Here is a 14,591-nt window from a genome sequence, read left to right on the forward strand (position 1 = left end):
TTTACTCCGTCCAGAACGAACTATTCTTTTCCTCAGGCCATCCAAAACAGGGGAGAGCCGGCACACCGGCTTCCGGGCCATCGGCTGTGACCGTTAGGAGCGCTGGCGGAAAGGGAAGCACCGTGCAGCGACGGAGTCTGGGGGATTCTCGCCGGCCTGGCTGGCGGCCCCCCCGCACCCGCACGACCGATCCCGCGCCGGCTCACTGCATCGAGCGAGGAGACGTCATGAGCATTTTCAGTCACTTCCAGGAACGCTTCGAAGCGACCCGCCAAGAGGAATATTCCCTTCAGGAATATCTCGACCTCTGCAAGCAAGACAAGACAGCCTATGCCTCCGCCGCCGAGCGCCTACTGATGGCGATCGGCGAGCCGGAGTTGCTGGACACCTCGGTGGACTCCAGGCTGTCGCGAATCTTCTCCAACAAGGTGATTCGCCGCTACCCGGCGTTCGCCGACTTCCACGGCATGGAGGAATGCATCGACCAGATCGTCGCGTTCTTCCGCCATGCGGCCCAGGGCCTGGAGGAGAAGAAGCAGATCCTTTACCTGCTCGGCCCGGTCGGCGGCGGTAAGTCCTCCCTGGCGGAAAAACTCAAGCAACTGATGGAGAAGGTGCCCTTCTACGCGATCAAGGGCTCGCCGGTCTTCGAGTCGCCGCTGGGCTTGTTCAACCCCGACGAAGACGGCGCCATTCTCGAGGAGGACTACGGCATCCCGAGGCGCTACCTGCGCTCGATCATGTCGCCCTGGGCAACCAAGCGCCTCAACGAGTTCGGCGGCGACATCAGCCAGTTCCGCGTGGTCAAGCTGTACCCCTCGATCCTCAACCAGATCGCCATCGCCAAGACCGAGCCCGGCGACGAGAACAACCAGGACATATCCGCGCTGGTCGGCAAGGTCGACATCCGCAAGCTGGAGGAATACCCGCAGAACGACGCGGATGCCTACAGCTATTCGGGCGCCCTCTGCCGGGCCAACCAGGGCCTGATGGAATTCGTCGAGATGTTCAAGGCCCCGATCAAGGTCCTGCACCCGCTGCTGACCGCGACCCAGGAAGGCAACTACAACAGCACCGAAGGCCTCGGCGCCCTGCCCTACAGCGGCATCATCCTGGCTCACTCCAACGAGTCGGAATGGCACAGTTTCCGTAACAACAAGAACAACGAGGCGTTCATCGACCGCATCTACATCGTCAAGGTGCCGTACTGCCTGCGCGTGGCGGACGAGATCAAGATCTACGACAAGTTGCTGGTCAACAGCTCGCTGGCGCACGCCCACTGCGCCCCGGACACCCTGAAGATGCTCTCGCAGTTCTCCGTGCTGTCGAGGCTGAAAGAGCCGGAAAACTCGAATATCTACTCGAAGATGCGGGTATATGACGGCGAAAACCTGAAAGACACCGACCCCAAGGCCAAGTCGATCCAGGAATATCGCGACTCGGCCGGGGTCGACGAAGGCATGGCCGGCCTTTCCACCCGCTTCGCCTTCAAGATCCTCTCCAAGGTATTCAACTTCGACCCGCACGAAGTAGCGGCCAACCCGGTGCACCTGCTCTATGTCCTCGAACAGCAGATCGAACAGGAGCAGTTCCAGCCGGAGACCCGCGAGCGCTACCTGCGTTTCATCAAGGAATACCTGGCGCCGCGCTACGTCGAGTTCATCGGCAAGGAAATCCAGACCGCCTACCTGGAGTCCTACAGCGAATACGGTCAGAACATCTTCGACCGCTATGTGCTGTACGCCGACTTCTGGATCCAGGACCAGGAATACCGCGACCCGGAAACCGGCGAGATCCTCAATCGCGCCGCCCTCAACGAGGAACTGGAGAAGATCGAGAAACCCGCCGGCATCAGCAACCCGAAGGACTTCCGCAACGAGATCGTCAACTTCGTGCTGCGCGCCCGCGCCGGCAACAACGGCAAGAACCCGAGTTGGCTGTCCTACGAGAAGCTGCGCGTGGTGATCGAGAAGAAGATGTTCTCCAACACCGAGGACCTGCTTCCGGTCATCAGCTTCAACGCCAAGGCCAGCAAGGAGGACCAGCAGAAGCACAACGACTTCGTCAAACGCATGGTCGAGCGCGGCTACACCGAGAAGCAGGTCCGCCTGCTGTCGGAATGGTACCTGCGGGTTCGCAAGTCGCAGTAGTCTGCCATCGGTACGGTCGCTGCGACCGTACCGGTCGCCGTCGCATTCGGACCTCGGCGCCTCCGCTCCGGCGGGGCGCCACAGGCCCTGAGGAGCATTCATGAGCTACGTCATCGACCGGCGTCTGAACGGCAAGAACAAGAGCACGGTGAACCGCCAGCGCTTCCTGAGGCGCTACCGTGAACACATCAAGAAGGCCGTCGAGGAGGCCGTCAGCCGGCGTTCCATCACCGACATGGAGCACGGCGAGCAGATCAGCATTCCCGGGCGCGATATCGACGAACCGGTGCTGCACCATGGTCGCGGCGGGCGGCAGACCGTCGTCCACCCCGGCAACAAGGAGTTCACCGCCGGCGAGCACATCGCCCGCCCATCCGGCGGCGGGGGCGGCCGCGGCGGCGGCAAGGCCAGCAACAGCGGCGAAGGCATGGACGACTTCGTCTTCCAGATCACCCAGGAGGAATTCCTCGATTTCATGTTCGAGGACCTGGAACTGCCCAACCTGGTCAAGCGCCACATCACCGGCACCGACACCTTCAAGACCGTCCGCGCCGGCATCAGCAACGACGGCAACCCGTCGCGCATCAACATCGTCCGCACCCTGCGCTCGGCCCATGCGCGGCGCATCGCGCTGTCCGGCGGCAGCCGGGCCAAGCTGCGCGCGGCGCTGAAGGAACTGGAGCGGATCAAGCGCGAAGAGCCGGACAACCTCGGCGATATCCAGGAACTCGAGCTGGAAATCGCCAAGCTCCGCGCGCGCATCGACCGGGTACCCTTCCTCGATACCTTCGATCTCAAGTACAACCTGCTGGTCAAGCAGCCCAACCCCACCTCCAAGGCGGTGATGTTCTGCCTGATGGACGTCTCCGGCTCGATGACCCAGGCGACCAAGGACATCGCCAAGCGCTTCTTCATCCTGCTCTACCTGTTCCTCAAGCGGAACTACGAGAAGATCGAAGTGGTGTTCATCCGCCACCACACCAGCGCCCGCGAGGTCGACGAGGAGGAGTTCTTCTACTCCCGCGAGACCGGCGGCACCATCGTCTCCAGCGCGCTGAAGATGATGCAGGAGATCATGGCCGAGCGTTATCCGACCCATGAGTGGAACATCTACGCCGCCCAGGCCTCGGACGGCGACAACTGGAACGACGACTCGCCGGTGTGCCGGGACATCCTCCTCAAGCAGATCATGCCGTTCGTCCAGTACTACACCTACGTCGAGATCACCCCGCGCGAACACCAGGCCCTGTGGTTCGAGTACGAGCGCGTGCGCGAAGCCTTCGAAGACAGCTTCGCCCAGCAGCAGATCGTCTCGGCATCGGACATCTACCCGGTGTTCCGCGAGCTGTTCCAGAGGAGGCTCGTCGCATGAGCAAGCGCCAGCCCATCGCCACCGGCTCGGAGTGGACCTTCGAGCTGATCCAGCAGTACGACCGGGAAATCAGCAGGATCGCCGAGCGCTATGCGCTGGATACCTATCCGAACCAGATCGAAGTGATCACCGCCGAGCAGATGATGGACGCCTACGCCTCGGTGGGCATGCCGATCGGCTATAACCACTGGTCCTACGGCAAGCACTTCCTCAGTACGGAAAAGAACTACAAGCGTGGCCAGATGGGCCTGGCCTACGAGATCGTGATCAACTCCGACCCCTGCATCGCCTACCTGATGGAGGAAAACACCCAGTGCATGCAGGCGCTGGTGATCGCCCACGCCTGCTACGGGCACAACAGTTTCTTCAAGGGCAACTACCTGTTCCGCACCTGGACCGATGCCAGTTCGATCATCGATTACCTGGTGTTCGCCAAGCAGTACATCATGCAGTGCGAGGAGCGCTACGGGATCGACGCGGTGGAAGACCTGCTCGACTCCTGCCACGCCCTGATGAACTACGGTGTCGACCGCTACAAGCGGCCCTACCCGATTTCCGCGGAAGAGGAGCGGCAGCGGCAGAAGGAGCGCGAGGAACTGATCCAGCGCCAGGTCAACGACCTCTGGCGGACCATCCCGCGCGTCGGCGGCAAGGACAAGGAACAATCCATGGCGCGCTATCCGAGCGAGCCGCAGGAGAACATCCTCTACTTCATCGAGAAGAACGCGCCGCTGCTGGAGCCCTGGCAGCGCGAGGTGATCCGCATCGTGCGCAAGATCGCCCAGTATTTCTACCCGCAACGCCAGACCCAGGTGATGAACGAAGGCTGGGCGACCTTCTGGCACTACACGCTGCTCAACGACCTCTACGACGAAGGCCTGGTCAACGACGGCTTCATGATGGAGTTCCTGCAATACCACACCAGCGTGGTCTACCAGCCGTCCTTCGACAGCCCCTACTACAGCGGCATCAACCCCTACGCCCTGGGCTTCGCCATGTACCGCGACATCCGCCGCATCTGCGAGGAACCCACCGAAGAGGATCGCCGCTGGTTCCCGGATATCGCCGGCAGCGACTGGCTGGCCACGCTGAAGTTCGCCATGAAGAGCTTCAAGGACGAAAGCTTCATCCTCCAGTTCCTCTCGCCCAAGGTGATTCGCGACCTGAAGCTGTTCAGCATTCTCGACGACGACCAGAAGGACGACCTGCTGGTCGCGGCGATCCACGACGAAGCCGGCTACCGCACCATCCGCGAGACCCTGGCGGCGCAGTACAACCTCGGCAACCGCGAGCCGAATATCCAGATCTGGAACGTCGACCGTCGCGGCGACCGCTCGCTGACCCTGCGCCACCAGCAGTTCGACCGCCAGCCGCTGAGCGACTCCACCGCCGACGTACTCAAGCACCTGCATCGCTTGTGGGGCTTCGATATCCACCTGGAGACCCTGCAGGGCGACCAGCTCGTGCAGACCCACCACATGCCGCCCAAGGGCGCCAGCGAGGGCGAGGAAGGCTACCCGCGCCTGGACCTGATCATCCCGCCCATTTGATCGGTTGACGTCCGCCCCGACCGCCGGCCAGCATGCCGGCACGGTCGGGGCCGCCCACAGCAGAACAAGAAGCCGGCCGTCCACGGGAGCCGCCATGCGCCTGTTCGCCATCGTCCTGCTCTGCCTCGTCCTGGCCACCTGCGCCAGCCACATCCCCAGCGCCCGGGTTACCCATCCGGCCAGCACCGGATTGCCCGGCCTGCAAGGTTTCCAGTTGATGCCGCCGGAACAGGCGGTCGATGCCCTGCCCTACCGCAACCGCTATCCGCTGATAAACGCAGAGCTGCGCCAGGGACTGGCGGCCCACGGCTACCACGAGAGCGCCACCCCGCAATTCCGCGTCTACTACTGGCTGGCGCTGCGCGACGCACCGCTGGAATTCCGCCCCGACCTTCCGCCCACCTCCGGCATGGGGCCTTATCTGGCGATCCACCGCCTGCGCGACGAAACCGGAACATTGCGCGTGCGCCTGGTCGACCTGGAGGAGCGCGTTCTCTGGGAGGGTATGGTGAGCACCGGCCTCAGCCCCGCCAGGGCCAATCCGGAACAGCTCGAACTGGCGGTCGGCGCCCTGCTCCGGCAGCTTCCACGCGCCCGCTAGGAAACCCTGGGGTAGACTTCCGCCTATCACGCGGAGGATTCCCATGCAGATTTACAAGGTCGGCGGCGCCGTGCGCGATCGCCTTCTCGGCCGTCCGGTCACCGATATCGACTGGGTGGTGGTCGGTGCCAGCAGCGACGAGATGCTCGCCCGCGGCTACCGCCCGGTGGGCGCCGACTTCCCGGTCTTCCTTCATCCGCAGAGCGGCGAGGAATACGCCCTGGCGCGCACCGAGCGAAAGAGCGGGCGCGGCTACGGTGGCTTCACCTTCCATGCCAGCCCCGAGGTGACCCTGGAGGAAGACCTGACTCGCCGTGACCTGACCATCAACGCCATGGCCGAGGATGAACAGGGCCGGGTAATAGACCCCTACGGCGGCCAGGCCGACCTCGAGGCGCGCCTGCTGCGCCACGTTTCCCCGGCGTTCGCCGAGGATCCCCTGCGGGTCCTGCGCGTAGCGCGCTTCGCCGCCCGCTACGCCGGCCTGGGCTTCCGGGTCGCCGCCGAAACCCTCGCCCTGATGCGCCAACTGGCGGAATCCGGCGAGTTGCAGGCGCTGACCCCGGAGCGCAGTTGGAAGGAAATTTCCCGCGCCCTGATGGAACCCAACCCCGAGGTCTTCATCCAGGTCCTGCACGACTGCAACGCCCTGGCCGAACTGATCCCGGAAGTCGAGGCGCTGTTCGGCGTACCGCAGCCGGCGGCCCACCATCCGGAAATCGATACCGGCGTCCATGTCCTGTCGGTATTGCAGCAATGCGCCCGCCACCGGCAGCCACTCAGCGTACGCTGGGCCTGCCTGCTGCACGACCTGGGCAAGGGACTCACCAGCGAAGCGGACTGGCCCCGCCATATCGCCCACGAGGCTCGCGGCGTGCCGTTGATCGATGCGGTGAACCAGCGCTTCAGGGTGCCGCGCGACTGCCAGGAACTGGCGCGCCTGGTGGGCGAGTACCACACCCACGCCCATCGGGCGCTGGAGCTGCGCCCGAATACACTGCTGGAGCTGTTGCAGAGCTTCGACGTGTATCGCCGCCCGCAGCGTTTCGAGGAGTTCGTCGCCGCCAGCGAGATGGACGCGCGCGGCCGCCTCGGCCTGGAACAGCGGGACTATCCGCAGGCCGCCTACCTGCTCGGCGCGGCGCAGGCAGCGCGGGCAGTCAGCGTGAAGCCGCTGGTGGAAAAGGGCTTGAAGGGCGCGGAACTGGGCGAGGCGCTGAAGCGTGCGCGCCTCGCCGCCCTCAAGGCCTACAAGGAAGAACGCGGAAAGGCCTGAAGCAGCGCTTCGGGAGTCAACGCCCGGCCACGCCATTCGAATGGCGCCGGCCAGAGCTTCTGCTGGATCCTCGCCTCGCGCCAGAGATCGCCCAGCGGCTGGCGGGCGACCGGATGCTCCAGGTTCGGCGCCAGCTCGGACAAGGGCCAGAGCACGAAAGCGTTCTTCAGCACTTCGGCGCGCGGCAGCACCAGACCATCGAAATCGCCGACCAGGTCACCGTAGAACAGCACGTCGATATCCAGCGGCAGCCCCTTGCGCTCTGGCGCATAGCGGCCATTGTCGGCCTCGATGTGCTTGAGTCGCAGGCTCAGTTCGGCCAGCGGCAGATCGGTGCGGGCAGACACCACCAGGTTGAAGAACGGCCCGCTCTTGATACCCACCGGCTCGCTCTCGAACACCGGCGAACAACGCAGGTCATGAAGGAAACCGGCCAGCGCATCAAGGCCGGCATGCAGGTGGCGCTCACGCTCGACATTGCTGCCGAGGCCGAGGTAGACCGGGATCAGCGACATCCGCGTTCGATCTCCACGCCAACGCCACGGGCCGCCGGCACCGCGCCGGGCTTGGTCACGCGGATGCGCAGCCAGGGAATGCCGCGCTCGCCCATCAGTACCTCGGCGAGGCGCTCGGCGAAGGTTTCCACCAACTGGAAATGCGATTCCCGGGCGAACTCCTGCACTCGCTCGGACAACGCGGCATAGTCCAGCGCCAGGGCGAGATCGTCGCCCGCGGCGGCGGGACGGTTGTCCCAGCCCAGGGTCAGGTCCAGGCGCAGGCACTGACGGATGCCGCGCTCCCAGTCGTACACGCCGATGACGGTATCGACCTCCAAGCCTTCGATAAAAACTCTGTCCACTTCGCTACCCGCTCCAAGGGATGCCACGACAAGCGTGCGCCGCCCCGTTAGAATCGAGGACATCCTCGTCCTCGGTGGAATCCATGGTCTGGCTACTGGCGATCCTCGCCTACCTGCTCGGTTCCCTCTCCTTCGCCGTTCTGCTCAGCCGCTGGTTCGGCACCCAGGACCCGCGCGCCAGCGGTTCCGGCAACCCCGGCGCGACCAACATGCTGCGCGTCGCCGGGAAGAAACTCGCCATCCTGACCCTGCTCGGCGACGTCGGCAAAGGCCTGCTGCCGGTGCTGGTCGCCCGCTGGCTGGGGCTCGGCGTGATGGAGGAGGCCTGGGTCGGCATCGCCGCCGTGATCGGCCACCTGTATCCGCTGTACTTCAACTTCCGCGGCGGCAAGGGAGTCGCCACCGCCGCGGGCATGCTCCTCGGCCTCTATCCGCCGGCCGTACTGCTGGCCGCAGCGGCCTGGCTGCTGACCTTCAAGCTGTCGCGCACCAGCTCGCTCGCCTCGCTGGTGGCCACCCCGCTGACCCTGCCGTTGCTGGCCTGGCAGCAGCCCGGAGCGCTGCTGCCGATGACCGTGCTGACCGGCCTGATCGTCTGGCGGCACCGCGCCAACTTACGCGATCTGTTCGCCGGCCGCGAACGGCATTTCTAATCCATAAAAGGAACAAACTTCATGCAGTCTGGCCCAGCTGCGTCATCGACACCTGCCTGACTGCGACCTGGCGGCCACTCAGACCGCCGGCAGCGACTCCATCGGCCAGCGCGGCTGGACGCTGATCGCCGGGCCGTCATGCTGGCCGGCGAGCAGGCGCTGGCAGCCGGCGTAGGCGATCATCGCGCCATTGTCGGTGCAGAAGCGCGGGCGGGCGTAGAACACCTGCCCCTTCATTTCGCCGAGCATCTTTTCCAGGCCGCTGCGCAACGCCTGGTTGGCGCTGACGCCGCCGGCGATCACCAGGTTCTTCAGGCCGGTCTGCTTCAAGGCGCGACGGCACTTGATCAGCAGGGTCTCGACCACCGCGGTCTGGAACGCCAGGGCGATGTCGCAGCGGGTCTGCTCGCTGTCGTCGCCGGCCTCGACGCAACGCTGCCAGGTGTTCAGGGTAAAGGTCTTGAGCCCGCTAAAGCTGAAGTCCAGGCCGGGGCGATCGGTCATCGGCCGCGGGAACACGAAGCGGCCAGGAGTGCCGCGCTCCGCCAGGCGGGCGATTTCCGGACCGCCGGGATAGCCCAGGCCGATCAGCTTGGCGGTCTTGTCGAAGGCTTCGCCGGCGGCATCGTCCACCGATTCGCCAAGCAACTGGTAGCGACCGATACCGTCCACCCGCACCAACTGGGTGTGACCGCCGGAAACCAGCAAGGCGACGAACGGGAACCGCGGAGGCTGCTCTTCCAGCATCGGCGCCAGCAGGTGCCCTTCCATGTGGTGCACGCCGACCGCCGGCACGCCCCAGGCGAAGGCCATCGCCTGGGCACAGGAAGCCCCCACCAGCAGGGCGCCGACCAGGCCGGGGCCGGCGGTATAGGCGATCGCGTCGATATCCGCCGGCGTGCAGCCGGACTCGTCGAGCACCTGGCGGATCAGCGGCAGCATGCGCTTCACGTGGTCGCGCGAGGCCAGCTCGGGCACGACGCCGCCGTAGACGCGATGGAGGTCGATCTGACTGAACAGCGCGTCGGCCAGCAGGCCGCGTTCGCTGTCGTAAAGGGCGACGCCGGTTTCGTCGCAGGACGTTTCCAGTCCCAGCACGCGCATGGGCTTGAGCCTTAGAGCTTGGCAAATACGAAGCCGCGCATGATAATCGGCGGCTTTGCGTCAGACCAGTGTTTTTCGATCGGAGGCTTTGCATTCCTCCGGCCGAACCGTTAATATCCGCAACCCTTGAAAACCGACGTATCCGCGCCACCTTGCCGGAGTACGTTCAACCCCCGGTAATCAGTGAAGGTACGACCTGGATGCCAGCCGTCAAAGTAAAAGAGAACGAACCCTTCGACGTAGCCCTGCGTCGTTTCAAGCGCTCCTGCGAAAAAGCAGGTGTACTGGCTGAAGTTCGCAGCCGCGAGTTCTACGAGAAGCCCACTGCCGAGCGCAAGCGCAAGGCCGCTGCCGCAGTGAAGCGCCACGCGAAGAAAGTACAGCGCGAACAGCGCCGTCGCGAGCGCCTGTACTGATCCACTCGACGCCCACGCGTCAGTGATCGTGCCTCAGCCCGGCCCCGGCCGGGCTTTCGGCTTTCCGCCATGAGCGAAATCAAATCCCGCCTCCTCGACGCCGTCAAGGTCGCCATGCGCGCCCAGGACAAGCCGCGGCTGACCACGTTGCGCCTGGCCCTCGCGGACATCAAGCGCGTCGAGGTCGACGAACGCATCGAGGTGGATGACGCCCGAGCCCTGCTGATCCTCGACCGGATGATCAAGCAGCGCCGCGACGCCCAGCGCCAGTTCAGCGACGCCGGCCGCCAGGACCTTGCCGAGGTCGAGGCCGCCGAGATCCTCGTACTCCAGGACTTCATGCCCAAGCCCCTGGACGACCACGAGATCGACGCCCTGATCGAGCGCAGCATCGTCGACAGCGGCGCCCAGGGTCCGCAGGACATGGGCAAGGCGATGAACCTGCTGCGACCGCAGGTCCAGGGTCGCGTCGACATGGCACAGGTCAGCCAGCGCCTGAAGGCGCGCCTCTCCTCCTGAAACACCGCGCCGGCCTGATCGGCCCGGCGATAATTGCTATGCTGCCGCTCTGCGCCCACGCGCCGTCGTTTTCGAGAACACCATGGCCGGCCTGATTCCGCAAAGCTTCATCGATGACCTGCTGAACCGCACCGACATCGTCGAGGTGGTGAGTTCGCGCATCCAACTGAAGAAAACCGGCAAGAACTACAGCGCCTGCTGCCCGTTCCACAAGGAAAAGACTCCCTCGTTCACCGTCAGCCCGGACAAGCAGTTCTACTACTGCTTCGGCTGCGGCGCCGGCGGCAACGCGCTCGGCTTCGTCATGGACCACGACCAGCTGGAGTTCCCCCAGGCGGTCGAGGAACTGGCCAAGCGCGCCGGCATGGACGTGCCGCGCGAGGAACGCGGCGGACGCGGGCACACGCCGCGCCAGCCGACCGACTCGCCGCTCTACCCGCTGCTCAGCGCCGCCGCCGAGTTCTACAAGCAGGCGCTGAAAAGCCACCCGGCGCGCAAGGCCGCGGTGAACTACCTGAAGGGCCGCGGCCTGACCGGCGAGATCGCCCGCGACTTCGGCCTCGGTTTCGCCCCGCCCGGCTGGGACAACCTGCTCAAGCACCTGGGCGGAGACAACCTGCAACTCAAGGCCATGCTCGACGCCGGCCTGCTGGTGGAGAACAGCGACACCGGCAAGCGCTACGACCGCTTCCGCGATCGCGTGATGTTCCCGATCCGCGACAGCCGCGGGCGGATCATCGCCTTCGGCGGCCGGGTGCTCGGCGACGACAAGCCGAAGTACCTGAACTCCCCGGAGACTCCGGTCTTCCACAAGGGCCAGGAACTCTACGGACTCTACGAAGCCCGGCAGAAGAATCGCGACCTCGACGAGATCATGGTGGTCGAGGGCTACATGGATGTCATCGCCCTGGCCCAGCAAGGCATCCGCAACGCGGTGGCGACCCTCGGCACGGCGACCAGCGAGGAACACATCAAGCGCCTGTTCCGCCTGGTACCGAGCATCCTGTTCTGTTTCGACGGCGACCAGGCCGGCCGCAAGGCGGCCTGGCGCGCCCTGGAGTCGGTGTTGCCGAACCTGCAGGACGGCAAGCGCGTGCGCTTCCTGTTCCTCCCCGAGGGCGAGGACCCGGACAGCCTGGTACGCGCCGAGGGCGAGGACGCCTTCCGCGCACGCATCACCCAGCAGGCCCAGCCGCTGGCGGAGTACTTCTTCCAGCAACTGATGCTCGAGGCCGACCCCGCCACCCTGGAAGGCAAGGCCCACCTGGCGACCCTCGCCGCGCCGCTGCTGGAGAAGATTCCCGGGAACAACCTGCGCCTGCTGATGCGGCAACGGCTGTCGGAAATCACCGGTCTGTCCGGCGAAAACATCGGACAGCTGGCGCACCACAGCCCGCCGCCGTCGCCCATGGATCACGGAGCGAGCGGCACCTTCGACGGCGACGACTATTTCGCCGCCAGCGCCTACTACGAGAGCGAGCCCTCCCACGCGCCGTTCGACGCCGCGCCAGGCTATGGCGAGGCGCAACCGCGCAAGAGCTGGAACAAGGACAAGAAGCCCTGGGACGGCAAGAAGTGGGATGGCAAGAGGAAGTGGGACAAAGGCGGCCGCGGCGACTTCAAGGCTCCGCAACGAACGCCGGTAAGCGTGGAGTCCACCACCCTCAACGCCCTGCGCACCTTGCTGCATCATCCGCAGCTGGCCTTGAAGGTCGACGATGCGGGCACCCTCGCCAGGGAGCAGGATACCTACGCCCAGTTGCTGGTGTCCCTACTGGAAGCCCTGCAGAAGAACCCGCGGCAGAGCTCGATGCAACTCATCGCGCGCTGGCACGGCACGCCCCAGGGCCGCCTGCTGCAGGCCCTGGGCGAGAAGGAGTGGCTGATCGTCCAGGAGAACCTTGAAAAGCAGTTCTTCGACACCATTACTAAACTCTCCGAGAGCCAGCGTTTCGGCGAGCGGGAGGAGCGTTTACGCAGCGTCATGCAGAAGAGCTACAGTGAACTGACCGATGAAGAGAAAGCCTTGCTCAGAGAGCACTACAGTGTTGCCGCTTCATCGCCTTCCCAGAGCTGAACTGGCGCCTCAGCCCAGGCATCAGGTATAATCCTCTGCTTATTTTTTGCCCGCCAAGACCTTCAGTGGATAGGGTGTTATGTCCGGAAAAGCGCAACAGCAATCTCGTCTGAAAGAGTTGATCGCCCGAGGCCGTGAGCAGGGATACCTGACTTACGCGGAGGTCAACGACCACCTGCCGGAGGATATTTCCGATCCGGAACAGGTGGAAGACATCATCCGCATGATCAACGACATGGGGATCAACGTATTCGAGACAGCCCCGGATGCGGATGCCCTGTTGCTGGCCGAGGCGGATACCGACGAAGCCGCAGCGGAAGAAGCCGCAGCGGCCCTGGCCGCGGTGGAAAGCGACATCGGTCGCACCACCGACCCGGTGCGCATGTACATGCGTGAAATGGGTACCGTGGAACTGCTGACCCGCGAAGGCGAGATCGAAATCGCCAAGCGCATCGAGGAAGGCATCCGCGAAGTGATGAGCGCCATCGCCCAGTTCCCGGGCACGGTGGACAGCATCCTGGCCGACTACAACCGTATCGTCGCCGAGGGCGGTCGCCTCTCCGACGTCCTCAGCGGCTATATCGATCCCGATGATGGCAGCCTGCCCGCCGAAGAGGTGGAGCCGGTCAACCTGAAGGACGATTCCGCCGACTCGAAAGAGAAGGACGACGAGGAAGAAGAAAGCGACGACAGCAGTGACAGCGACGACGAAGGCGACGGCGGTCCGGATCCGGAAGAAGCCCGCCTGCGTTTCACCGCGGTCTCCGAGCAGCTCGACAAGGCCAAGAAGGCCCTGAAGAAGCACGGTCGCGGCAGCAAGCAGGCCACCGCCGAACTCACCGGCCTGGCCGAGCTGTTCATGCCGATCAAGCTGGTGCCCAAGCAGTTCGACGCCCTGGTCGCCCGCGTGCGTTCCGCCCTGGAAGGCGTGCGCGCCCAGGAACGCGCCATCATGCAGCTCTGCGTGCGTGACGCACGCATGCCGCGTGCCGACTTCCTGCGCCTGTTCCCGAACCACGAGACCGACGAGAAGTGGGTCGACAGCGTCCTGAAGAGCAAGCCGAAGTACGCCGAGGCCATCGAGCGCCTGCGCGACGACATCCTGCGCAACCAGCAGAAGCTGGCGGCCCTGGAAAGCGAGGTCGAGCTGACCGTCGCCGAGATCAAGGAAATCAACCGCGCGATGTCGATCGGCGAAGCCAAGGCTCGCCGGGCGAAGAAGGAAATGGTCGAGGCCAACCTGCGCCTGGTGATTTCCATCGCCAAGAAGTACACCAACCGCGGCCTGCAATTCCTCGACCTGATCCAGGAAGGCAACATCGGCCTGATGAAGGCGGTGGACAAGTTCGAATACCGTCGCGGCTACAAGTTCTCCACCTACGCCACCTGGTGGATTCGCCAGGCGATCACCCGTTCGATCGCCGACCAGGCACGCACCATCCGCATCCCGGTGCACATGATCGAGACGATCAACAAGCTCAACCGCATCTCCCGCCAGATGCTCCAGGAAATGGGTCGCGAGCCCACCCCGGAAGAGCTTGGCGAGCGCATGGACATGCCTGAGGACAAGATCCGCAAGGTACTGAAGATCGCCAAAGAGCCGATCTCCATGGAAACCCCGATCGGTGACGACGAAGATTCGCACCTGGGCGATTTCATCGAGGACTCCACCATGCAGTCGCCGATCGAGATGGCGACCAGCGAGAGCCTCAAGGAATCCACCCGCGAAGTCCTCGCCGGCCTCACCGCTCGGGAAGCCAAGGTGCTGCGCATGCGCTTCGGCATCGACATGAACACCGACCACACCCTCGAGGAAGTCGGCAAGCAGTTCGATGTGACCCGCGAGCGGATCCGCCAGATCGAAGCCAAGGCGCTGCGCAAGCTGCGCCATCCGTCGCGAAGCGAGCACCTGCGCTCCTTCCTCGACGAGTGACGAACGAACCCCCGGCCTGAAAAGCCGGGGGTTTTTCTTTGCCGCTTGCCCCGCCGCCCGGCGTCTACACTTCCGCTTATA

The 14,591-nt window shown here is 64.6% G+C and carries 13 protein-coding genes; 10 read left to right on the forward strand and 3 right to left on the reverse strand.

The features are described from left to right. The first annotated feature begins 227 nt into the window (after positions 1-227). The 5 genes from HMPREF2886_RS12280 (at position 228) to HMPREF2886_RS12300 (ending at position 6,949) form a co-directional block, all read left to right on the forward strand. Positions 228-2,150, forward strand: a complete 1,923-nt coding sequence (locus HMPREF2886_RS12280) for a PrkA family serine protein kinase (protein WP_003085078.1) — start codon at positions 228-230, stop codon at positions 2,148-2,150. A gap of 100 nt (positions 2,151-2,250) precedes the next feature. Then, positions 2,251-3,522: a YeaH/YhbH family protein gene (locus HMPREF2886_RS12285; RefSeq protein WP_003099579.1), complete on the forward strand. Its 1,272-nt coding sequence runs from the start codon at positions 2,251-2,253 to the stop codon at positions 3,520-3,522. Continuing rightward, positions 3,519-5,072 carry a SpoVR family protein gene (locus tag HMPREF2886_RS12290; protein WP_033972873.1) on the forward strand — a complete coding sequence of 518 codons (1,554 nt, stop codon included), beginning with the start codon at positions 3,519-3,521 and terminating at the stop codon, positions 5,070-5,072. The genes HMPREF2886_RS12285 and HMPREF2886_RS12290 overlap by 4 nt, the downstream gene beginning before the upstream one ends. A gap of 94 nt (positions 5,073-5,166) precedes the next feature. After that, complete coding sequence (locus tag HMPREF2886_RS12295) at positions 5,167-5,673, forward strand: DUF4136 domain-containing protein (protein ID WP_033972872.1); 507 nt, start codon at positions 5,167-5,169, stop codon at positions 5,671-5,673. Positions 5,674-5,716: 43 nt separating this feature from the next. Continuing rightward, positions 5,717-6,949, forward strand: coding sequence for a multifunctional CCA addition/repair protein (locus tag HMPREF2886_RS12300; protein WP_033977985.1), 1,233 nt, complete (start codon positions 5,717-5,719; stop codon positions 6,947-6,949). Here HMPREF2886_RS12300 and folK read toward each other — a convergent pair. Both folK and folB read right to left on the reverse strand, forming a co-directional pair. Then, positions 6,922-7,464: a 2-amino-4-hydroxy-6-hydroxymethyldihydropteridine diphosphokinase gene (gene folK, locus HMPREF2886_RS12305; protein ID WP_033972869.1), complete on the reverse strand. Its 543-nt coding sequence runs from the start codon at positions 7,462-7,464 to the stop codon at positions 6,922-6,924. The two genes, HMPREF2886_RS12300 and folK, sit on opposite strands and share 28 nt — an antisense overlap. After that, the gene (gene folB / locus HMPREF2886_RS12310; protein WP_003099587.1) at positions 7,455-7,808 is read right to left on the reverse strand and encodes a dihydroneopterin aldolase; all 354 of its coding nucleotides are present in this window, start codon (positions 7,806-7,808) and stop codon (positions 7,455-7,457) included. The genes folK and folB overlap by 10 nt, the downstream gene beginning before the upstream one ends. An 83-nt stretch (positions 7,809-7,891) precedes the next feature. On the opposite strand from folB, the gene plsY reads away from it, so the two are divergent. Further along, the gene (gene plsY, locus HMPREF2886_RS12315; protein WP_003085061.1) at positions 7,892-8,461 is read left to right on the forward strand and encodes a glycerol-3-phosphate 1-O-acyltransferase PlsY; all 570 of its coding nucleotides are present in this window, start codon (positions 7,892-7,894) and stop codon (positions 8,459-8,461) included. A 78-nt stretch (positions 8,462-8,539) separates the two neighbouring features. Here the strand turns inward: plsY and tsaD are convergent, their stop codons facing one another. Beyond that, on the reverse strand, positions 8,540-9,565 hold the full coding sequence (gene tsaD, locus HMPREF2886_RS12320) for a tRNA (adenosine(37)-N6)-threonylcarbamoyltransferase complex transferase subunit TsaD (protein WP_003109020.1): 1,026 nt from the start codon (positions 9,563-9,565) through the stop codon (positions 8,540-8,542). 200 nt (positions 9,566-9,765) lie between these two features. Between tsaD and rpsU the strand changes: the two genes are divergently transcribed. The 4 genes from rpsU (at position 9,766) to rpoD (ending at position 14,510) form a co-directional block, all read left to right on the forward strand. Next, entirely contained in the window at positions 9,766-9,981 is a 216-nt protein-coding gene (gene rpsU, locus HMPREF2886_RS12325) for a 30S ribosomal protein S21 (RefSeq protein WP_003085057.1), read from the forward strand. Between the two features lie 69 nt (positions 9,982-10,050). Beyond that, on the forward strand, positions 10,051-10,500 hold the full coding sequence (locus HMPREF2886_RS12330) for a GatB/YqeY domain-containing protein (protein WP_003085042.1): 450 nt from the start codon (positions 10,051-10,053) through the stop codon (positions 10,498-10,500). Positions 10,501-10,582: 82 nt separating this feature from the next. Beyond that, the gene (gene dnaG / locus HMPREF2886_RS12335) at positions 10,583-12,577 is read left to right on the forward strand and encodes a DNA primase (RefSeq protein ID WP_033972867.1); all 1,995 of its coding nucleotides are present in this window, start codon (positions 10,583-10,585) and stop codon (positions 12,575-12,577) included. A 79-nt stretch (positions 12,578-12,656) separates the two neighbouring features. Further along, on the forward strand, positions 12,657-14,510 hold the full coding sequence (gene rpoD / locus HMPREF2886_RS12340) for an RNA polymerase sigma factor RpoD (protein ID WP_003085035.1): 1,854 nt from the start codon (positions 12,657-12,659) through the stop codon (positions 14,508-14,510). Positions 14,511-14,591 lie beyond the last annotated feature (81 nt).

The organism is Pseudomonas sp. HMSC066A08, assembly GCF_001813025.1.
Taxonomy (GTDB): Bacteria; Pseudomonadota; Gammaproteobacteria; order Pseudomonadales; family Pseudomonadaceae; genus Pseudomonas; species Pseudomonas aeruginosa.